Here is a 19603-nt window from a genome sequence, read left to right as displayed (position 1 = left end):
TGATCTGACATGAGCGAACAACTCAAGGCCGTCAAAGGCATGAACGACATCCTGCCGCCGGAATCGGCGCGCTGGGAATGGTTCGAGGCGACCGTGCGCCGCGTGATGCAGCGTTACGCCTACCAGAACGTGCGCACCCCGCTGGTGGAGCCCACGCCGCTGTTCGTGCGCGGCCTGGGCGAGGTCACCGACATTGTCGAGAAGGAGATGTATTCCTTCGAGGACAAGCTCAACGGTGACCTGCTGACCCTGCGACCCGAAGGCACGGCTGGCGTGGTGCGGGCGGTCAACGAGCATTCTCTGCTGTACGACGGCCCTAAGCGCCTGTTCTACGTCGGCGCCATGTTCCGCCACGAACGTCCCCAGAAGGGCCGCTACCGCCAGTTCCACCAGGTCGGTGTGGAGGCCCTGGGCTTTCCCGGGCCTGACCTGGACGTCGAGGTCATCCTGATGGCGCGTGCGCTCTGGCGCGAACTGGGCCTGAGCGATGTGCGGTTGGAGATCAACAGCCTGGGCCAGCCGGCCGAGCGTCTGGCGCACCGTGCGGCCTTGATCGCCTACTTCGAGGCCCACGCCGACCAGTTGGACGAGGACGCGCGGCGCCGTCTGCACAGCAATCCGCTGCGCATCCTGGACACCAAGAACCCGACCATGCAGGCCCTGGTGGAAGCGGCCCCCAAGCTGATCGACCACCTCGGCGAGGCATCGCTGGCTCACCTGGAAGGGGTGAAGGCTGCGCTGACGGCCGTCGGGCAGCCGTTCACCATCAACCCGCGCCTGGTGCGCGGCATGGACTACTACAACCTCACCGTGTTCGAGTGGGTGACGGATCGCCTCGGCTCCCAGGGCACTGTCTGCGCCGGCGGCCGCTACGACGGCCTGATCGAGCAGATCGGCGGCAAGCCTGCGCCGGCCGTCGGCTGGGGCCTGGGCATCGAGCGCGTGCTGGCGCTGCTGGAGGACAGCGGCGCGACCGTGCCAACCGTGGTTCCGGATGTCTACGCCGTGGTGCCGGATGCCGCCGCACTGCCCCAGGTCATCGCGACCCTGGAACTCTTGCGGGCGCAGGGCGTCACGGTGCAGATGCACGCGGGGGGCAAGGACGGGCAGGGCAGTTTCAAGTCCCAGTTCAAGAAGGCCGACGCCAGTGGTGCCCGGCATGCGCTGATCTTCGGCGCCGATGAACTGGCGCAGGGCATGGTGACCGTCAAGCCGCTGCGCGATGCCGCCGCGGCGCAGGTTCAGCGCCCCCTGGCCGAGCTGGCCAGTTGGGGCGCCGGCCTGCGGGCCCCTGGCGCCGAAGCATAATCGGGAGCCCCGCCGGCGGCTGGGGCGCAACTTCACCTCTCGCCCGCGTTCTGCGGGTCTCTGTTTTCATGGCAACGAATCTCGATCTTCAGGAACAGGAACAGATTGACGCGGTCAAGGCGTTCTGGGGCCAGTACGGCAATCTGATCACCTGGACCGTGACGCTGGTGCTGGTGGCATTTGCCGGCTGGAACGGCTGGAACTGGTGGCAGCGCGATCAGGCGGCGAAGGCCAGCGTCATGTTCGACGAGATGGACCAGGCGGTCCAGGCCGCCGACGCTGACAAGGCGGGACGTGTCTTCAAGGACTTGAAGGACCGCTTCGGTCGCACCGTCTATGCCCAGCAGGCTGGTCTGCTGGCGGCCAAGGTGCAGACCGACAAGGGGCAGGCCGATGCGGCGATCGCCAGCCTGACCTGGGTGGCCGACGAGGCGTCTGACGAGGACTACCGCAGTCTGGCGCACCTGCGCCTGGCGGGGTTGCTGCTGGACAAGCAGGACTACGACGGTGCACTCAAGCAGCTGGACGCGGTCAAGTCGTCCGAGTTCGCCGGGCTGGCCGATGACCGGCGCGGTGATGTGCTGGCCGCCCAGGGCAAGCCGGCCGAGGCCGTGGCCGCCTGGAAGAAGGGCTGGGATGCGCTGAGCGACAAGCTGGACTATCGCCGGATCGTCGAGGCCAAGCTGACCGCCGCGGGGGCCCAGCCGGCCGCCTCGGGAGCGGCCCAATGATGGCGGCCCGCTGGAGTCACGCGGCGGCCCTGGGGGCGATGGCGCTCGCCCTGCTCGGAGGCTGTGCTTCCAAGGATCGGCTGCCCCCGGCGCCCCTGCAGCAGATCAAGCCGCAGATCGCCGGCAGGCAGGTCTGGCATGCGAGCTTGTCGAGCAAGATCCGCTTTCCGCTGGCCATCGCCTCGGTCAAGGGCAAGTTCTACGCGGCAGACGATGGCGGCCATGTGCTGGCCCTGGACGCGGCCTCCGGACGGGAGCTGTGGCGCGCCAGTGTGGGGGATGACCTCAGCGCCGGGGTGGGCAGCGATGGTCACTGGGCCGCGGTCGTGACCCGTGGCAACGAACTGGTCACGCTGGAAGAAGGCACCGAACGCTGGCGGGCTCCGCTGGGTGTCCAGGTGGTGACCGCACCGCTGGTGGCCGGTGAGCGCGTCTTCGTTGTCGGGGTGGACCGTTCGGTCCAGGCCTTCGACGCCGCGACAGGGCGACTGCTCTGGGTCATGCGTCGCCCGGGTGATGCGCTGACCCTGGGGCAGGCCTCGGTGCTGACGGCCTACAAGGACACCTTGCTGGTGGGGCAGGGCAACCGCCTGGCCGGGCTCGATCCCCTCAAGGGCACGGTGCGCTGGGAGGCCACGGTGGCCATGCCCCGCGGCACCAATGAGATCGAGCGCCTGTCCGACCTGGTCGGTCCTGCCGGCCGCGTCGGCAACATGTTCTGCGCTCGGGCCTACCAGACGGCCGTCGGCTGCGTGGATGCCGAGCGTGGCAGCACGCTGTGGAATGTCAACACCAGTGGCAGCGTGGGAGTGGCTGCCGACAGCGACGCGGTCTATGCCACCGATGCCGCTGACCGCATCACCGCCCGCCGCCGCAGCGATGGCGTCAGCCTGTGGTCCAACGAGCGGCTGCTCAACCGTCGCCTGAGTGCCCCGGTGGTGGCCGGCCCCACGGTCGTGTTCGGTGATCTGGAGGGGCAGGTTCATTTCCTGTCCCGCAGCAGCGGGGATATCCTGTTGCGCCTGCCCACCGATGGTTCGCCGGTGGTCGCGACGCCCACCTTGTCGGACACCACCCTGCTGGTGGCCACCGAAGACGGCGGGCTGTTCGCCTTCCGTCCCGAATAACCCGTTTTTCTGATTGCCAGGACTGTCTTGAAGCCCGTCATTGCCCTGGTCGGCCGCCCCAATGTGGGGAAGTCGACGCTCTTCAACCGGATGACCAAGAGCCGCGACGCGATTGTTGCGGACTTCGCCGGTCTGACCCGCGACCGTCACTACGGCGACGGGCGCCTGGGCTCGCGCGAGTTCATCGTGATCGACACCGGTGGCTTCGAGCCGGACAGTTCCACCGGCATCGTCAAGGAGATGGCCAAGCAGACCCGTCAGGCCGTGGCCGAGGCGGATGTGGTGATCTTCGTGACCGACGTGCGCACGGGCCTGTCCGGACAGGACCAGGACATTGCCCGTTACCTGCGGCAGTGCAACAAGCGCGTGCTGCTGGCGGTGAACAAGGCCGAAGGCATGAGCGATTCGCCCCTGCTGGGCGAGTTCTACGAACTGGGCATGGGCGAGCCCCATCCCGTGTCGGCCGCGCATGGCCAGGGCATCCGCAGCTTGCTGGAAGCCGCGCTGGAGGACTTCCCCGAGGAGGACGAAGAGGCCTTCGAAGGGGAGGCGGGTGACAGGCCCATCCGCCTGGCGGTGGCTGGTCGCCCCAATGTCGGCAAGTCCACCCTCATCAATGCCTGGCTGGGCGAGGACCGCCTGATCGCCTTCGACATGCCGGGCACCACCCGGGACGCCATCAAGGTGCCCCTGGAGCGCAACGGGCAGAAGTTCGAACTCATCGACACGGCAGGCCTGCGCCGCAAGGGCAAGGTCTTCGAGGCCATCGAGAAGTTCTCGGTGGTCAAGACGCTGCAGGCCATCGCCGACGCCAACGTCGTCGTGCTGATGATCGACGCCACCCAGGGGGTGAGCGAGCAGGATGCGCACATCGCCGGCTATGTGCTGGACTCCGGCCGGGCCGTCGTCATCGCGATCAACAAGTGGGATGCCATCGACAGCTACCAGCGTCAACTGCTGGAGCGGTCCATCGAGCAGCGTCTGGCCTTTCTGCGTTTCGCGCCCATCGTCAACATCTCGGCACTCAAGCGCCAGGGCCTGGGGCCGCTGTGGCAGGCCATTGCCGATGCCCATGCCTCTGCCACCTGCAAGATGCCCACGCCGGTGTTGACCCGCCTGCTGCACGAGGCGGTGGAACACCAGCAACCCAAGCGCAGCGGCACCTTCCGGCCCAAGCTGCGCTACGCCCACCAGGGTGGCATGAATCCCCCCATCATCGTGATCCATGGCAACTCCCTGGAGCACGTGACCGAGGTCTACAAGCGCTACCTCGAGGGCCGCTTCCGTGATCATTTCAAGCTGGTGGGCACGCCCCTGCGCATTGAAATGAAGCTTTCACGGAACCCTTTCAACGAATCCGAGCACTGACACAGGAAGCCGCGTCCAAATCCACAGCGAGTGTGGGCAGGGCGCCTGTGTTAACGTGCCAACATTCTTTCTCTCTTCAACACGGAGCATATCGTGAGCAACAAAGGGCAACTTCTACAAGACCCGTTCCTGAACCTCCTGCGCAAGGAGCATGTTCCGGTCTCCATCTATCTGGTCAACGGCATCAAGCTGCAAGGGCACATCGAGTCCTTCGATCAGTACGTCGTCCTGCTCCGCAACACCGTCACCCAGATGGTCTACAAGCACGCCATCTCCACGGTCGTGCCGGGGCGTGCGGTGAATTTCCATCCGGCCGAGTCCGGCGACGCCAACTGAGCGCCGTCCTGACGAAGGGCCGGCGACGGGAGGCAAGCCGATGGTGAGCGCTGAGCCGCAAGAGGCCGGCGCGCTGGCTGGTCAGGCCCGTGCCGTGCTGGTGGGGGTGGATCTGGGGCCGGGCGCCTCGTTCGACCCCACCCTGGACGAACTCGGCCTGCTGGCCGAGTCAGCAGGGGATTGCGTGGTTGCCAAGGTACTGGCCAAGCGCAGGTCGCCCGATCCGGCCCTGTTCGTGGGGTCCGGCAAGGCTGACGAGATCAAGCTGCTCGTCCAGGCTCATGGCGCCCACGGCGTCATCTTCGATCAGGCCTTGTCCCCGGCCCAGCAGCGCAACCTGGAACGCCATCTGGGCGTGCCCGTGTCGGACCGCACGGCCCTGATCCTCGAGATCTTCGCCGCGCGCGCCCAGAGCCACGAAGGCAAGCTGCAGGTGGAGTTGGCTCGCCTGCAGTACATCGCCACCCGCCTGGTGCGCCGATGGACCCACTTGGAGCGTCAGCAAGGCGGCATCGGCACGCGTGGCGGCCCGGGCGAGGCCCAGATCGAACTTGACCGTCGCATGATCGGCGACCGCATCAAGCAGGTCAAACTCCGTCTGGAGAAGGTCAAACGTCAGCGCGGCACCCAGCGTCGGGCGCGCGAGCGCAGCGGGACCTACCGGGTGTCTCTGGTGGGCTACACCAATGCGGGCAAGTCGACCTTGTTCAATGCCCTGGTCAAGGCGCGCACCTATGCAGCCAACCAGCTGTTCGCCACGCTGGACACGACCACGCGCTCGCTGTACCTGGGCGAGGCGGGGAGGTCGGTCTCGCTGTCCGACACCGTCGGCTTCATCCGCGACCTGCCGCACAAGCTGGTGGAGGCCTTCCGGGCGACCTTGCAGGAAGCGGCGGATGCCGATCTGCTGCTGCACGTCATCGATGCCTCCAGCCCGTTGCTGCACGAGCAGCAGGTCGAGGTGGAGCGCGTGCTGGAGGAGATCGGTGCCGAGACGATCCCGCAGATCCTGGTCTACAACAAGCTCGATGCGATCGAGCCGGGACAGCGTCCGCGTGTCCTGCGCGATGAACTGGATCTGGGCGCCGGACGCCGCGTGCCCCGTGTCTTCGTGAGCGCCCTCGCCGGCGAAGGGCTGGATGTGTTGCGGCAACTCATTGCCGAGCATGCCGGGCCCATCCCCGATCCGGCGGACACCGGGACGGTGCAGGTGTTGCCTGACGGCAGCCCTGCGGGCACTGCGCGACCACCGGCTGACTATCATTGAAACCAAGATTTCAACCTGGCATGACCATGCGAGACCACACCCTGGCACCTCCCTCCTGGCCGCTGCGACTGAGTGCGCTGACCCTGGCTGCCCGAGATCTGCTGCGGGGCGGATGGGCCCGGCTGCGCGGCGCCACGGTGAGCCTGAACAACGGTCGCAATGACGGCCCGCCGGACCTGGACGAGCTTTGGCGGGATTTCAACCGCAAGCTCTCCGGCTTGTTCGGAGGCAAGCCTTCGGGTCCCTCGTCTCCCGAGAGTGGAGGTCCCGGCAATTTCCAGCCCGACATGAAGAGCGCCGGCAAGGGTGTGGCCCTGATCGCCGGCGTGGTCGCGCTGATCTGGCTGGGCAGCGGCGCCTTCATCGTGCAGGAGGGTCACCAGGCAGTGATCACGACCTTCGGTCGCTACAGCACGACCCTGGGGGCAGGCTTTCAATGGCGGCTGCCCTATCCTTTCCAGGCCCACGAGATCGTGCCGGTGACCCAGCTGCGCTCGGTCGAGGTCGGCGGCACGGGGGTGGTGCCCGCCACCGGGCTGCGCGACTCGTCCATGCTGACCCAGGACGAGAACATCGTCGACATCCGCTTCACGGTGCAGTACACCCTCAAGGATGCCCGGGCCTTCCTGTTCGAGAACCGGGACACCGAGCAGGCGGTCGTGCAGGCCGCCGAGTCGGCGGTGCGCGAGATCGTCGGGCGCAGCAAGGTCGATGGCGTGCTGTACGAGCGTCGGGATGCGATTGCGGCCGAACTGGCACAGTCCATCCAGAACCAGCTCGACCGTCTGAATGCCGGTGTGAGCATCAAGAACGTGAACCTGCAGAACGTGCAGGTGCCCGAGCAGGTGCAGGCGGCGTTCGACGACGCGGTGAAGGCCGGCGCCGACCGGGACCGCTTCAAGAACGAAGGTCAGGCTTATGCCAGTGACGTGATCCCCAAGGCTCAGGGCACGGCGGCGCGATTGCTCGAGGAGGCTCAGGGTTACAAGTCGCGGGTGGTGGCGCAGGCCGAGGGTGATTCCCAGCGCTTCCTCTCCGTGTACCGGGAGTACCAGAAGGCTCCGGCAGTGACCCGGGATCGCCTCTACATCGACACCATGCGTGAGGTGTACTCCAACGTCAGCAAGGTGATGGTCGATACCCGCTCATCGTCGCCGATGCTCTACCTGCCGCTCGACAAGCTGATCCAGCAATCGGGGTCCGGCATGCAGGCGCCCGCCGCGGGCGGGGCGACTCCATCGAGTCCGCCGGCGGTGTCCCTGCCGGACGCCTCGACCGGCACCGTTGATTCGCGCAGCCGCGACAGTGCGCGCACCCGAGACCGTGAAACCCGCTGAACCCTGAACGGCACGAGAACACGATGAACCGCATTGCATTGTTGGTGGGAGGCGTCCTGGTGGCCCTGATGGTGGCGGCCTCGACGATGTTCGTGGTGGATCAGCGCAAGGTGGCGGTGGTCTACATGCTGGGCGAGATCAAGGAAGTCATCACCGAGCCGGGTTTGAAGTTCAAGCTGCCCCTGTTCCAGAACGTGGTGTTCCTCGATCGCCGCATCCAGACGCTGGACAGCCCGGAGAGCCGCCCGATCTTCACCGCCGAGAAGAAGAGCCTGATCATCGACTGGCTGGTGAAGTGGCGCATCCGCGAGCCCCGCCAGTTCATCCGCAACAACGGCACCGACATCCGGGTGCTGGAAAACCGGCTGAGCCCGGTGGTGCAGGCGGCCTTCAACGAGGAAGTGACCAAGCGCACCGTCGGTGGCGTGCTGGCCACCGAGCGCGAGAAGGTGATGAACGACGTGAAGAAGCGTCTGGTCGACGAGGCTGCCTCTTTCGGCATCGAGATTCTGGACGTGCGGATCAAGCGTGTGGACTTCGTGGCCAACATCACCGATTCGGTCTACCGCCGCATGGAGTCCGAGCGCAAGCAGGTGGCCAACGAGCTGCGCTCCCAGGGCCAGGCCGAAGGGGAGAAGATCCGCGCCGATGCCGACCGGCAGCGCGAGGTGATCATCGCCGAGGCCTACCGGGATGCCCAGAAGATCAAGGGTGAAGGCGATGCCCAGGCCTCCGCTCTGTACGGCGATGCCTTCGGCAAGGACCCTCAGTTCGCGCAGTTCTACCGCAGCCTGGAGGCCTACCGCGCCACCTTCCACAGCAAGAGCGACGTGATGGTGGTCGATCCGAGTTCGGACTTCTTCAAGGCCATGCGCGGCAGTGGCGCCGCGGCCGGTGCGGCACCGCGCAAGTGAGCGCATCCCGGCAGGGTGATGGATTGCTGTGGCTGACCTGTTCTGGGCTGCTCTCGGGCTGATGCTGGTGATGGAAGGGCTGCTGCCCTTCCTCAATCCGCGTCAGTGGCGTGCGATCTTCCAACGGGCCGCCCAGCTCAGCGACGGGCAGATCCGCTTTCTGGGTTGTGCCAGTCTCTGCCTCGGGGGGCTGGTACTGTGGCTTTGGGGACTGGCCGGCTGAAGCGTTGACCGGGCATGGCTGCCATCGGCAGTCAGGGTCTGTACAATGCTGCTTTTAACCCCGGTGCCATTTCATGTCCTCTGCTTGGCTGTTGCCAGAGCACATTGCCGATGTCCTGCCCGCCGAGGCCAGGCGCATCGAGGAGCTGCGCCGCCAGTGGCTGGATCTGGCGCGTGGTTACGGTTTCGAGCTGGTGATGCCGCCGCTGCTCGAACACCTGGAGTCCCTGCTGTCGGGGACGGGCCGGGAGCTCAATCTCAAGACATTCAAGCTGGTGGACCAGCTCAGCGGTCGCACGCTGGGCCTGCGGGCCGACACCACGCCTCAGGCGGCGCGCATTGACGCCCATCTGCTCAACCGTGAAGGCGTGACCCGCCTGTGCTACTGCGGGCCGGTGCTCCATACCCGTCCTTCCGGGCTTTACTCCACCCGCGAACAACTGCAGTTCGGCGCCGAGATCTTTGGCCACGCCGGCTTGGAAGCCGAGCTCGAGGTGCAGGAGTTGGCGCTGGACGGCCTGCAGGCGGCCGGTGTGCCCCAGCTCACCATCGACCTGGGGGATGCCCGCATCGTCCGCTCGGTGCTGGGGGGGGCCTTGCTGGACGCAGAGGCGCTGACCGAACTGGTGGCGGCGTTGACTGCCAAGGACGGCAGCACGGTGCGTGCGATGGCGGCACGCTGCCCGGCCGAAACCCGCGAGGGTCTGGTCGCTCTGCTCGATCTCTACGGTGGCGACGAGGTGCTGGACAGCGCGAGCCGTCTGCTGCCGGCCCGCGGCCCCATCCAGGCGGCCTTGGCCGATCTGGCCTGGCTGGCGCGTCATCTGCGTCAGGCCTACCCGGAGGTTCAGATCGGCTTCGATCTCTCCGACATGAGTGGTTATGCCTACTACAGCGGTGTGCGTTTCGCCATCTACGGTGGCGGCTCGGCCGACGCGCTGGCGCGAGGCGGGCGCTACGACGAGATCGGTGCGGTGTTCGGTCGCAACCGGCCGGCCGTGGGCTTCAGCGTCATCGATCTGAAGAATCTGGCGGCACTGGTGCCCTCCGGTCCGGTGCGTGCCGCGGTGCGCGCCCCCTGGGCCGAAGACGACGCGCTGCGCGCCGCCATCCGCGCCCTGCGCGGCCGGGGCGAAACCGTGGTCTGCATCCTGCCCGGGCACGAGCAGGAGACCGAGGAATTTGATTGCGACCGGGAGCTGACCCAGGTCGACGGCCGCTGGCTGGTGCGGGCGCTCTGAGCGCCGCCCATCCCTCCTGTTTTCATTGAATCGCTGGAACGCCATGCAACAAGGCAATACTTCTGCGCGCGGGCGCAACGTCGTCGTCGTCGGGACCCAATGGGGTGACGAAGGCAAGGGCAAGGTCGTGGACTGGCTGACGGACCACGCCCAGGGCGTGGTGCGCTTCCAGGGCGGTCACAACGCCGGCCACACCCTGGTCATCAAGGGTGTGAAGACCGCGCTGCAGCTGATCCCCTCGGGCATCATGCGCGACGGCGTGGCCTGCTACATCGGCAACGGCGTGGTGGTCGACCCGACCCACCTGCTCAGCGAGATCGAGCGCCTGGAGAAGGCCGGCCTGGAAGTGCGCTCGCGCCTGTACATCAGCGAATCCTGCCCGCTGATCCTGCCCTTCCACGTGGCGGTGGACAAGGCCCGCGAAGCCCTGCGCGAGAACAGCGGCGCCGGCAAGATCGGCACCACCTGCAAGGGCATCGGTCCGTCCTACGAGGACAAGGTGGCCCGCCGCGCCCTGCGCGTGCAGGACCTGAAGCACCCCGAGCGCTTCGCGGCCAAGTTGCGTGATCTGCTGGACATGCACAACTTCATGCTGCAGGGCCACCTGAAGGCCGATGCGCTGGAGTTCCAGCCCATCTTCGACCAGGCCATGGCCATGGGCGAGCAACTGCGCCCGATGATGGCGGACGTGGGCTACGCGCTGCACAAGGCCCACCTGGCCGGTCAGAACCTGTTGTTCGAAGGGGCGCAGGGCACGCTGCTGGACATCGACCACGGCACCTACCCGTACGTGACCTCCAGCAACTGCGTGGCCGGCAATGCGGCCGCGGGGTCGGGCCTGGGGCCGCAGATGCTGCAGTACATCCTGGGCATCACCAAGGCCTACACCACCCGCGTGGGTTCGGGCCCGTTCCCGACCGAGCTCGACATCAACGCCGAGGGCACGGTGGGTCACCACCTGTCCACCGTGGGCCAGGAGCGCGGCACCGTGACCGGGCGAGCCCGCCGCTGCGGCTGGCTGGACGCGGCCGCGCTCAAGCGGGCCATCATCATCAACGGCATCTCGGGCCTGTGCATCACCAAGCTCGACGTGCTGGACGGTCTCAAGGAGATCAAGGTCTGCACCGGCTACCGCCTCCACGGCGAGGACGTGGACATTCTGCCGCTGGACGCCGACGACATCGCCGCCTGCGAGCCGGTGTACGAGACCTTCCCGGGCTGGGAGGGCAGCACCTTCGGGCTGACCCGCTGGGACGATCTGCCGCTGAACGCGCGCCGCTACCTCGAGCGTGTCCAGGCCTTCATCGGCGCGCCGATCGACATGGTCTCCACCGGCCCCGATCGCGACCACACCATCCTGCTGCGCCACCCCTACCAGGGTTGAGCGCGGAACCTCTGCGCCACACGCACACCGACTGATTGGAGAACCCATGCTCACCGACGACGGCAAGCATCTTTACGTGTCCTGGGACGAGTACCACCTGCTCACCGAGCGGCTGGCTCTGAAGGTGCACCACTCTGGCTGGCAGTTCGACCAGATCCTGTGCCTGGCACGTGGCGGCATGCGGCCGGGCGATGTGCTTTCGCGCGTGTTCGACAAGCCGCTGGCCATCATGTCGACCAGTTCCTACCGCGCCGAAGCCGGCACGATCCAGGGGCGGCTGGACATGGCCAAGTACATCACCATGCCCAAGGGCGAACTGGCCGGGCGCGTGCTGCTGGTGGATGATCTGGCCGATTCCGGCGAGACCCTCAAGGCGGTGGTGGAGCGCCTGCGCGGCATGCCGCAGATCGCCGAGCTGCGCTCGGCGGTGCTGTGGACCAAGGCCGTGTCGACCTACAAGCCGGACTACTTCGTCGAAGAACTGGTGACCAGCCCTTGGATCCACCAGCCCTTCGAGGAATACGACTCGCTGCGTCCCGAAGGTTTGGAGCGCAAGCACGCGATCTGATGGGGCTCATCCGCCCGTCCTCGGAAGCCGTTCCGAGGCGAGGCGGAGTGTTGCGGCTCAGCGCTGCGCGCGGGCTTCGTGTGGTGAACGCCACACCCATCCGACGCTGAACGCACAAAACAAAAAGGCCGGCACCACGTGCCAGCCTTCGAAGAAGAAATTCCGAGAAATTCTCGTTATTCTTGGTGCCCAGGAGAGGACTCGAACCTCCACGGAGTTACCCGCTAGTACCTGAAACTAGTGCGTCTACCAATTCCGCCACCTGGGCATTTCAGGATTTTGCCGCTCTAGAGGTGACTTGTTCAGTTGCCCCGAAAGCGAAAGATAGGACTATACCATTAAAACAAAACAGAACACAAGCACTTCGGCGCCGGTCGCCGCCTCTCTGGGCGATGTCGACGGTGTGGTGATGGGGCACCGCGATGGCCACGGCTTCGTCCGCCGTGACGATGGCGAAGGAGACATCTACCTGTCTCCCCAGGAAATGCGGGCGGTGCTGCACCGCGACCGCGTGCGGGTGCGCATCCAGCGTCTGGACCGCAAGGGGCGGCCCGAGGGGCGGGTGGTCGACATTCTCGAACGTCGCAAGGTGCCCATCATCGGCCGTCTGCTCTTCGAGAACGGCGTCTGGCTGGTGGCGCCCGAAGACCGCCGTTACGGCCAGGACATCCTGATCCCGAAGAACGGCATTGCCAACGCCTCGGTGGGGCAGGTGGTGGCGGTGGAGCTCACCGAGCCTGCTTCGATGTATTCCCAGCCCGTGGGGCGGGTCAGCGAGGTGCTGGGCGAGATCGACGATCCCGGCATGGAGATCGAGATCGCGGTGCGCAAGTACGAGGTGCCGCATCGCTTCTCGCCGGAGACCCTGTCCCAGGCGGCGGCGCTGCCCGAGAAGCTCAAACCGGCCGACCTGAAGCAGCGGGTGGACCTGCGCGACGTGCCCTTCGTCACCATCGATGGCGAAGACGCGCGCGACTTCGATGATGCGGTGTACTGCGAGCCCTTCAGCAGTGGCCGCGGGGCCAAGGCGATCAAGGGTTGGCGCCTGCTGGTGGCCATTGCCGATGTGTCGCACTACGTCAAGCCGGGGGAGCCGCTGGATCGCGATGCCTACGAGCGTGCCACCTCGGTGTACTTCCCGCGGCGGGTCATTCCCATGCTGCCGGAGAAGCTCTCCAATGGCCTGTGTTCGCTCAATCCCGAGGTGGACCGGTTGACCATGGTCTGCGACATGGTGGTGAGCGACCTGGGGGAGGTGACGGCTTACCAGTTCTATCCCGGGGTGATCTGCTCGCACGCGCGCCTGACCTACACCGAGGTGGCCGCGGCCCTGAGCAACACGCGCGGGCCGGAGGCCACCCGGCGTGCCGCGCTGCTGCCGCAACTGCTGCAACTCCACGAGGTCTACCGGGCGCTGCTCAAGTCCCGTGAGCGTCGCGGCGCGGTCGATTTCGACACCACCGAGACGCAGATCGTCTGCGACGAGAACGGCCGCATCGAGAAGATCGTGCCCCGGGTGCGCAACGACGCGCACCGGCTGATCGAAGAGGCCATGCTGGCGGCCAATGTCTGCGCGGCCGACTTCATCAATGTGCACCAGCATCCCTGCCTGTTCCGTGTGCACGAGGGCCCCACGCCCGAGAAGCGCCTGGCCCTGCAGAACTACCTGAAGGCCCAGGGCATCGGGCTGTCCCTGAGCGAAGAGCCCACGCCGGCCGAGTTCCAGGCCATCGCCGAGGCCACCAAGGACCGGGTGGATGCCGCGCAGATCCACACCATGCTGTTGCGGACCATGCAGCAGGCGCTCTACACGCCGGTCAACAGTGGCCACTTCGGGCTGGCCTACGAGGCCTACGCCCACTTCACCAGCCCCATCCGGCGCTATCCCGATCTGCTGGTGCACCGGGTGCTCAAGGCCATCCTGGCGGGCAAGCGCTATCACCTGGGCAAGGGCGAACTGGGGCCGGCGCCATCGCGCAAGAACGGCAAGCCCACCAAGGTCCAGTTGGTCGAGACCGAGCGCTGGGAAGCTGCTGGCCTGCACTGCAGTGCCAACGAGCGGCGGGCGGACGAGGCCTCCCGTGATGTGGAGGCCTGGCTCAAGTGCCGCTACATGCGCGAGCGCCTGGGCGAGGAGTTCAGCGGCTCGGTGACCGCGGTCACCAGCTTCGGCGTCTTCGTGACGCTGGATGCGCTCTACGTCGAGGGTCTGGTTCATATCACCGAACTGGGCGGCGAGTACTTCCGCTTCGACGAGGTGCGCCAGGAGCTGCGCGGCGAGCGGACCGGTGTGCGCTATGCCATCGGAACCCGGGTTCGCATCCAGGTCAGCCGTGTGGACCTGGATGGGCGCCGCATCGACTTCCGCATGGTGCGCGAAGGCGAGGACGTGCGCTCCGGCGCCGTCGGTCGCAAGGGGGCGGCGGCGCAGGGACCGGCGCGGGGCGCAGGCAAGAAGGCCACCGAGGAGTTGGCCGAGCTGGAGGCCGTCGACCGCGCTCACAAACGTGCCACCAAGGCGGCGAGGAGCAAGCCCGGCCGCCCCACCCGCAAGGGCGAAGCCGCCTCCACCAAGGGCGCGGGGGATGCTGAGCGGGGCGCGGGGGCAGGGCGCAAGAGTGCCGGCAAGCGACGCTGAGCCTGCCGACGAGGCTCCGAGGCCAGGGCGGTCCGCCGAAGAGGGGGCCGCCCTTGTTTTTGGCGGCGGCCGGGCCGCTAGGCGCCGGCGTTCAGTTGCCCAGCCATGGCGGCGATCAGCGTGTCGGCCAGAACGGGCCCATGGGGCCTGGGCTGGGCCTGCATGGCCGCGCGGCCGTGCAGCCACGCCGATGCTGCCGCGACCCGGGCGGCATCGGTCACCGCATCGCCCGAGGCCGGCTGGGCGGACCAGGTTGCCCCCAGCCAGCCGGCCAGGATGTCGCCGCTGCCCGGGCAGGCCAGCCCGCCGTGCCCGGTCGGATTGATCCAGCAGCTATCCATGGGCGTGGCCACCACCGTGCCTGAACCCTTGAGCAGCACCACGGCGCGCAGCTGCGCGGCCAGCGCCCGGGCATGGGCGATGCGGTCTGCCTGGATCGCGCTGCTGCTGCGGCCGGCCAGGCGCGCGGCCTCCAGGGGGTGGGGGGTCAGGACGGTGACGAGTCCGCGATCGGCCCGTGCGCGCAAGGCATCCTGCAATCCGCCATCGGCCGCCACGGCGTTCAGCCCGTCTGCGTCCAGCACCAGACGGCGCGCCCTGGCCAGGACTTCGGGCAGCAGCAGGCGAACGGCGTCACCGCCGCCGCATCCACACACCACGGTGGCGCTCTCCAGCACGTCCGGGGCCTGCCAGGCATCGGGCCGCCGGAACATCAGCTCCGGGTGCACCGGGTCACAGTCCAGCGGCGGGTGCTGGTCGAGCAGGCTGACGTAGACGCGCCCGGCACCGCCGGCCAGACCGGACCTCCCCGCCAGCAGTGCGGCGCCGGTCATGCCGCGGGCACCTGCCAGCACCCAGAGGTCGCCGAAGCTGCCCTTGTGCTGGCCATGTTGCCTCGGGGGGTAGAGGGACCGGGCATCTTCCTCCCCCGTGATCCAGGCCGTCGCGGGGCCTGGCTCCTGATTCGGATGGGCGCCCAGATCGTCCCACCACAGCGCACCAGCCAGGTCCCGTCCTTGGCCGGTGAACAGGCCGGGCTTGAGGGTCAGCAGGGACAGGGTGGCCTGGGCCCGTACCGTCACGTCGCCGGTGGGTTGACCGGTGTCGCCGTTCATGCCGCTGGGCAGGTCCACCGACAACACCGGGCCGGTCTGTTCGTTGCTCCACCGCGCCAGTTCGGCCAAGCGGCCTTCAAGGGGGCGGGTCTGCCCCAGCCCGAGCAAGGCATCGATCACCGCGCGGGCGCGAAACGGGTGGGGCGGCAGGGCCTCCGCGAAGGGCACGCCGGCGGCCTGGGCATCGATGAAGGCTTGTCGCGCATCGGCCGGCAGTTGCTCGGGTGAGCCGGCCAGGATCACGCGCACAGCATGCCCCTGCCGATGCAGCCAGCGGGCGGCCACCAGACCATCGCCGCCATTGTTGCCTGGGCCGCACAGGACCCAGAAGGTGCCCTCCGGTCGGCCCAGGGTCAGGGCCAGCCGCGCGACGGCCAGGCCGGCCCTGGCCATCAGTTGGCCGGCCTCGGTCTGCGCTTGCAGCGCGCGGGCCTCGATCTGGCGCGAGGCGGCGGTGTCGTGCACTGGCAGTGCTCGGCCGGGCAGATGCAGCCGGGCCGGAGCGAGAACGGGGAGAAGAGCCATGCCGCGAGTGTGGCGGTCGTCCGGGCTGCTGTCACCCCCGCGCCCGCCGGGGCTCACCAGCGTGTGCAGCCCAGCAGATCCTGTCCTTCCAGCGCGGGGCGTCCTTCGAGGGCGTTGGCCAGCAGTTGGGCGCAGCCGCCGGCGAGTGCGCTGCCCTGATCGCCATGACCCAGGTTCAGCCACAGGCCGGGCCAGGGGCTGGGGCCAAGCACCGGGGCGTCGTCGGGCAGCTTGGCGCGCGTGCCTTGCCAGGCCTGTGCGGGGTTGCCGTGTCCGGCCTCCGGGAACCAGCGCTCCAGCGTCGCGTACATCCGGCGTTGGGTCTGGATGGCGGGGCGCCCATTGGGGGAGAGATCGGCCCAGGGATCGGTGATCCGCACCCGCTCGCCCATGCGGGACAGGGTGAGGCCGGTCTGGGCATCGGTGATGGCCCCGCGGGGGGCCGGGTCGGGCATGGCTTCGGGCAGGTGCAGCGGCGCGGTCAAGGAGCAGCCCGGTGCGGCCTGCAGGGGCAGCCGCAGGCCCTGGGCCCTCAGCCAGGGGATGGAGGCGGTGCCGGTGCAGAGCACCACCGCATCGAAGCGGGTCTCCTGGCGCGGCCCCGCGCCCGGGCCGCCGTGGCTCAACCAGGTGGGGTGTCGGGGGTCGATGTCCTCCACCTCCGTGTTGAGGTGAAAGCGTGTGCCCGTCTGTTGTGCCAGCAGCCGCAGCTGCTGGGCCAGTTGCCGGGTGTTCACCACCCGGATCTGCGGCAGCCAGAGCCCCCCCGCAGCGGGGCGCGCGCTGGCGAGTGCAGGTTCGGCGCTCGCCAGTTCATCCGGACCGAGGATCTGGTGGGGCAGGCCCAGGCTGGTCAGGTGGGCGGCGTCGGCATCGGACTGCCTGAGGCTGCGCTCGTCCGGCCGCAGGACCAGCCAGCCCCGCGTTTGCTCGCATTCCAGGCGGTGTTCCGCCTCCAGCTGTTCCAGCCAGTGCTCGCCCAGCTCGAACAGCCGTGCCAGCACCTGTTGTCGCGCCAGCCAGTCGGCCTGCCTGCGTGCGCGGGCCTGCCGCCGGGCCTGCGCATTCCAGGGGCTGCGACGCCGCCAGTGCGGATGCTGCGCCAAGCTGGGCAGTGCGGTCGGACACAGCACGCCGGCGCCGGCGAAACTGGATTCCGTGGCAATGCCGCCACGGCGTTCGAACACCTCCACCCGGTGACCGCGCAAGGACAGTTGCAGTGCTGTGCACACGCCGACGAAACCGGCGCCCACGATGCCGATGTGCATGTCAGTGGCTCCAGATGGATGGGTCGACGAGGGAAGGGCGGGGTGTGCTGAAGCACAGGCGAGGCTGTGGCAGCGGGCAGGTCTGGAACCGGGATTGCATCGGAGAAGCCGCGGGCGGCAGGGGCGGGCACATGACCCACCATCCCGCCAGGCAGCCACCGCCGTGCAGCGGTGGCGTGTCGCCCGGCGTCGCGTTGTTGACAACTGGCATTGTGCCTTGCGTTTGCTCACGGTTCCGCGCGCCTGGCGGCTTCTCGGTCGGCTCCATGCCAGAGGTCGGGAGGTTTCTGATACAATCTTTGGGTTTACCTCGACGGAGGCGCCAGGAAGGCGTGCTGGCGGGGTAGGCAGGTGGTCGCCACGGTGGTGGCTGCCTCAATCGCGAACCCGGCCTCTCAAGGTGTTGCGCGTTGCCTGCGGCTGAGCTGCGGGCCGGCAATCAAGGCCGGGCTTCTAGACCCAACCTTTGGAGTACTCCATGTCCGTTTCTATGCGCGAAATGCTGGAAGCCGGTGTCCACTTCGGTCACCAAACCCGCTTCTGGAACCCCAAGATGGCCCCGTTCATCTACGGTCATCGCAACAAGATCCACATCATCAACCTCGAAAAGACGCTGCCGAAGTTCGAGGAAGCCCTGAAGTTCGTACGTCAGCTGTCGGCCAAGCGCGGCACCATCCTGTTCGTGGGCACCAAGCGTCAGGCGCGTGATGTGGTGGCCATGGAAGCCGCCCGTTGCGGCATGCCCTATGTCGACCAGCGCTGGCTGGGCGGCATGCTGACCAACTTCAAGACGGTCAAGGGCTCGCTGAAGAAGCTGAAGGACATGCAGGCCCAGAAGGACTCTGGCGCCGAAATGCGCATCAAGAAGGAAGCGCTGCTGTTCGATCGCGAACTGGCCAAGCTGGAGAAGGACATCGGCGGCATCCAGGACATGGGCGCTCTGCCGGACGCCATCTTCGTGATCGACGTGGGCTTCCACAAGATCGCCGTGGCCGAAGCCCAGAAGCTGGGCATCCCCGTGGTCGGCGTGGTGGACACCAACCATTCGCCCGATGGCGTGGACTACGTGATCCCCGGCAACGACGACTCCGCCAAGGCGGTGGCGCTGTACGCCAAGGCCATGGCTGATGCCGTGCTGGAAGGCAAGGCCAATGCTGCCACCGAGTTGGTGCAGGCCGTGGCCGCCGACGGTGACGAATTCGTCGAAGTCAGCGAAGAAGCCTGAGCAGGCGCGTCGCGCCAGTGACCAAGGGGCTGCTACAGCCCCTTTTTCACACCCCCGAAACGATTTCTGATTGAACCTCGGGTGGTTGCGAAAACCACCCCACACGGAGAGAGAAACATGGCTGCTATTACCGCCGGCATGGTTGCTGAACTGCGCGCCAAGACCGATGCCCCGATGATGGAGTGCAAGAAGGCGCTGACCGAAGCCGAAGGCGACATGGCCAAGGCCGAGGAGCTGCTGCGCGTCAAGCTGGGCACCAAGGCCGGCAAGGCTGCCGCCCGCGTGACTGCCGAAGGCGTGGTCGCTTCCTTCATCGACGGCAACACCGGCGCGATGATCGAAGTCAACTGCGAAACCGACTTCGTGACCAAGAACGACAGCTTCCTGGCCCTGGCCAAGGCTGCTGCCGAGCTGGTGGCCAAGCACAACCCGGCCGACATCCCGGCCCTGGGCGCCCTGGCCTACGCGCAGGACGGCTTCGGCCCCACCCTGGAAGACGTGCGCAAGGGCCTGATCGGCAAGATCGGCGAGAACATGTCCTTCCGCCGTTACCAGCGCTGGGCCAACGGTGGCGCCCTGGCCACCTACCTGCACGGCACCCGCATCGGCGTGGTCGTCGAGTTCGACGGCGATGCCGTGGCCGCCAAGGATGTGGCGATGCACATCGCCGCCATGAAGCCGGTGGCCCTGACCTCCGCCGAGGTGTCGGCCGACCTGATCGCCCGCGAGCGCTCGGTGGCCGAAGCCAAGGCGGCCGAATCCGGCAAGCCGGCCGAGATCGCGGCCAAGATGGTCGAAGGCTCGGTGCAGAAGTACCTGAAGGAAGTCTCGCTGGTGGACCAGGTCTTCGTGAAGGCCGCCGACGGCAAGCAGACCGTGGGCGCCTACCTGAAGTCGGCTAACACCACGGTGAAGGGCTTTACCCTGTACGTGGTGGGCGAAGGCATCGAGAAGAAGGTGGACGACTTTGCCGCCGAAGTGGCTGCCCAGGTGGCTGCCGCCAAGGGCCAGTAAGCCAGGCCCTGACCG

Annotated in this window: 17 protein-coding genes and 1 tRNA gene; 15 read left to right on the top strand and 3 right to left on the bottom strand. The window is 67.5% G+C overall.

What is annotated here, in order from left to right:
* Window positions 1-9: 9 nt before the first annotated feature.
* The 12 genes from hisS (at window position 10) to LRM40_RS11045 (ending at window position 11803) form a co-directional block, all read left to right on the top strand.
* Entirely contained in the window at window positions 10-1308 is a 1299-nt protein-coding gene (gene hisS, locus LRM40_RS11100; protein WP_151124760.1) for a histidine--tRNA ligase, read from the top strand.
* 68 nt (window positions 1309-1376) lie between these two features.
* Window positions 1377-2039, top strand: coding sequence for a YfgM family protein (locus LRM40_RS11095; protein ID WP_151124759.1), 663 nt, complete (start codon window positions 1377-1379; stop codon window positions 2037-2039).
* Window positions 2036-3166: an outer membrane protein assembly factor BamB gene (gene bamB / locus LRM40_RS11090; protein ID WP_231067509.1), complete on the top strand. Its 1131-nt coding sequence runs from the start codon at window positions 2036-2038 to the stop codon at window positions 3164-3166. Before LRM40_RS11095 ends, bamB begins: the two co-directional genes overlap by 4 nt.
* A 27-nt stretch (window positions 3167-3193) precedes the next feature.
* Window positions 3194-4534: a ribosome biogenesis GTPase Der gene (gene der / locus LRM40_RS11085; protein ID WP_151124757.1), complete on the top strand. Its 1341-nt coding sequence runs from the start codon at window positions 3194-3196 to the stop codon at window positions 4532-4534.
* A gap of 93 nt (window positions 4535-4627) precedes the next feature.
* Entirely contained in the window at window positions 4628-4870 is a 243-nt protein-coding gene (hfq, locus tag LRM40_RS11080; protein ID WP_151124756.1) for an RNA chaperone Hfq, read from the top strand.
* Between the two features lie 40 nt (window positions 4871-4910).
* On the top strand, window positions 4911-6137 hold the full coding sequence (hflX, locus tag LRM40_RS11075; RefSeq protein ID WP_151124755.1) for a GTPase HflX: 1227 nt from the start codon (window positions 4911-4913) through the stop codon (window positions 6135-6137).
* A 20-nt stretch (window positions 6138-6157) separates the two neighbouring features.
* The gene (gene hflK, locus LRM40_RS11070) at window positions 6158-7474 is read left to right on the top strand and encodes an FtsH protease activity modulator HflK (RefSeq protein ID WP_151124754.1); all 1317 of its coding nucleotides are present in this window, start codon (window positions 6158-6160) and stop codon (window positions 7472-7474) included.
* A gap of 23 nt (window positions 7475-7497) precedes the next feature.
* Window positions 7498-8388, top strand: a complete 891-nt coding sequence (gene hflC / locus LRM40_RS11065) for a protease modulator HflC (RefSeq protein WP_151124753.1) — start codon at window positions 7498-7500, stop codon at window positions 8386-8388.
* A 28-nt stretch (window positions 8389-8416) separates the two neighbouring features.
* Window positions 8417-8611, top strand: a complete 195-nt coding sequence (locus tag LRM40_RS11060) for a DUF2065 domain-containing protein (protein ID WP_151124752.1) — start codon at window positions 8417-8419, stop codon at window positions 8609-8611.
* A 73-nt stretch (window positions 8612-8684) separates the two neighbouring features.
* Window positions 8685-9851 (top strand): ATP phosphoribosyltransferase regulatory subunit, encoded by a 1167-nt coding sequence (locus LRM40_RS11055; RefSeq protein WP_151124751.1) that lies wholly within the window; start codon window positions 8685-8687, stop codon window positions 9849-9851.
* A gap of 43 nt (window positions 9852-9894) precedes the next feature.
* Window positions 9895-11235 (top strand): adenylosuccinate synthase, encoded by a 1341-nt coding sequence (locus LRM40_RS11050; protein WP_151124750.1) that lies wholly within the window; start codon window positions 9895-9897, stop codon window positions 11233-11235.
* Between the two features lie 46 nt (window positions 11236-11281).
* Entirely contained in the window at window positions 11282-11803 is a 522-nt protein-coding gene (locus LRM40_RS11045; protein ID WP_151124749.1) for a phosphoribosyltransferase, read from the top strand.
* 183 nt (window positions 11804-11986) lie between these two features.
* Here LRM40_RS11045 and LRM40_RS11040 read toward each other — a convergent pair.
* Window positions 11987-12071, bottom strand: a tRNA-Leu gene (locus LRM40_RS11040).
* Window positions 12072-12212: 141 nt separating this feature from the next.
* Between LRM40_RS11040 and rnr the strand changes: the two genes are divergently transcribed.
* Window positions 12213-14441, top strand: a complete 2229-nt coding sequence (rnr, locus tag LRM40_RS11035; protein WP_151124748.1) for a ribonuclease R — start codon at window positions 12213-12215, stop codon at window positions 14439-14441.
* Between the two features lie 77 nt (window positions 14442-14518).
* Here rnr and LRM40_RS11030 read toward each other — a convergent pair whose 3' ends face one another.
* Window positions 14519-16081: an NAD(P)H-hydrate dehydratase gene (locus LRM40_RS11030; protein WP_151124747.1), complete on the bottom strand. Its 1563-nt coding sequence runs from the start codon at window positions 16079-16081 to the stop codon at window positions 14519-14521.
* A gap of 53 nt (window positions 16082-16134) precedes the next feature.
* Complete coding sequence (locus tag LRM40_RS11025) at window positions 16135-17349, bottom strand: NAD(P)/FAD-dependent oxidoreductase (protein ID WP_151124746.1); 1215 nt, start codon at window positions 17347-17349, stop codon at window positions 16135-16137.
* Window positions 17350-17827: 478 nt separating this feature from the next.
* Here LRM40_RS11025 and rpsB point away from each other — a divergent pair, with 478 nt between their 5' ends.
* Complete coding sequence (gene rpsB / locus LRM40_RS11020; RefSeq protein WP_026096742.1) at window positions 17828-18574, top strand: 30S ribosomal protein S2; 747 nt, start codon at window positions 17828-17830, stop codon at window positions 18572-18574.
* Between the two features lie 117 nt (window positions 18575-18691).
* A complete protein-coding gene (gene tsf, locus LRM40_RS11015; protein ID WP_151124745.1) occupies window positions 18692-19588 on the top strand; it encodes a translation elongation factor Ts in 897 nt (298 codons plus the stop codon).
* Window positions 19589-19603 lie beyond the last annotated feature (15 nt).

The organism is Ideonella dechloratans (assembly GCF_021049305.1).
Lineage (GTDB): Bacteria > Pseudomonadota > Gammaproteobacteria > Burkholderiales > Burkholderiaceae_C > Ideonella > Ideonella dechloratans.
This window is presented reverse-complemented; position numbering and strand designations above follow the sequence as displayed.

What these genes read in the sequence shown, in the direction of transcription:
- hisS (WP_151124760.1), top strand. Translation starts at nt 10, where the DNA reads ATGAGCGAACAACTCAAGGCCGTCAAAGGCATGAACGACATCCTGCCG.
- LRM40_RS11095 (WP_151124759.1), top strand. Translation starts at nt 1,377, where the DNA reads ATGGCAACGAATCTCGATCTTCAGGAACAGGAACAGATTGACGCGGTC.
- bamB (WP_231067509.1), top strand. Translation starts at nt 2,036, where the DNA reads ATGATGGCGGCCCGCTGGAGTCACGCGGCGGCCCTGGGGGCGATGGCG.
- hflX (WP_151124755.1), top strand. Translation starts at nt 4,911, where the DNA reads ATGGTGAGCGCTGAGCCGCAAGAGGCCGGCGCGCTGGCTGGTCAGGCC.
- hflK (WP_151124754.1), top strand. Translation starts at nt 6,158, where the DNA reads ATGACCATGCGAGACCACACCCTGGCACCTCCCTCCTGGCCGCTGCGA.
- hflC (WP_151124753.1), top strand. Translation starts at nt 7,498, where the DNA reads ATGAACCGCATTGCATTGTTGGTGGGAGGCGTCCTGGTGGCCCTGATG.
- LRM40_RS11055 (WP_151124751.1), top strand. Translation starts at nt 8,685, where the DNA reads ATGTCCTCTGCTTGGCTGTTGCCAGAGCACATTGCCGATGTCCTGCCC.
- LRM40_RS11050 (WP_151124750.1), top strand. Translation starts at nt 9,895, where the DNA reads ATGCAACAAGGCAATACTTCTGCGCGCGGGCGCAACGTCGTCGTCGTC.
- LRM40_RS11045 (WP_151124749.1), top strand. Translation starts at nt 11,282, where the DNA reads ATGCTCACCGACGACGGCAAGCATCTTTACGTGTCCTGGGACGAGTAC.
- rnr (WP_151124748.1), top strand. Translation starts at nt 12,213, where the DNA reads ATGGGGCACCGCGATGGCCACGGCTTCGTCCGCCGTGACGATGGCGAA.
- LRM40_RS11030 (WP_151124747.1), bottom strand. Translation starts at nt 16,081, where the DNA reads ATGGCTCTTCTCCCCGTTCTCGCTCCGGCCCGGCTGCATCTGCCCGGC.
- LRM40_RS11025 (WP_151124746.1), bottom strand. Translation starts at nt 17,349, where the DNA reads ATGCACATCGGCATCGTGGGCGCCGGTTTCGTCGGCGTGTGCACAGCA.
- rpsB (WP_026096742.1), top strand. Translation starts at nt 17,828, where the DNA reads ATGTCCGTTTCTATGCGCGAAATGCTGGAAGCCGGTGTCCACTTCGGT.
- tsf (WP_151124745.1), top strand. Translation starts at nt 18,692, where the DNA reads ATGGCTGCTATTACCGCCGGCATGGTTGCTGAACTGCGCGCCAAGACC.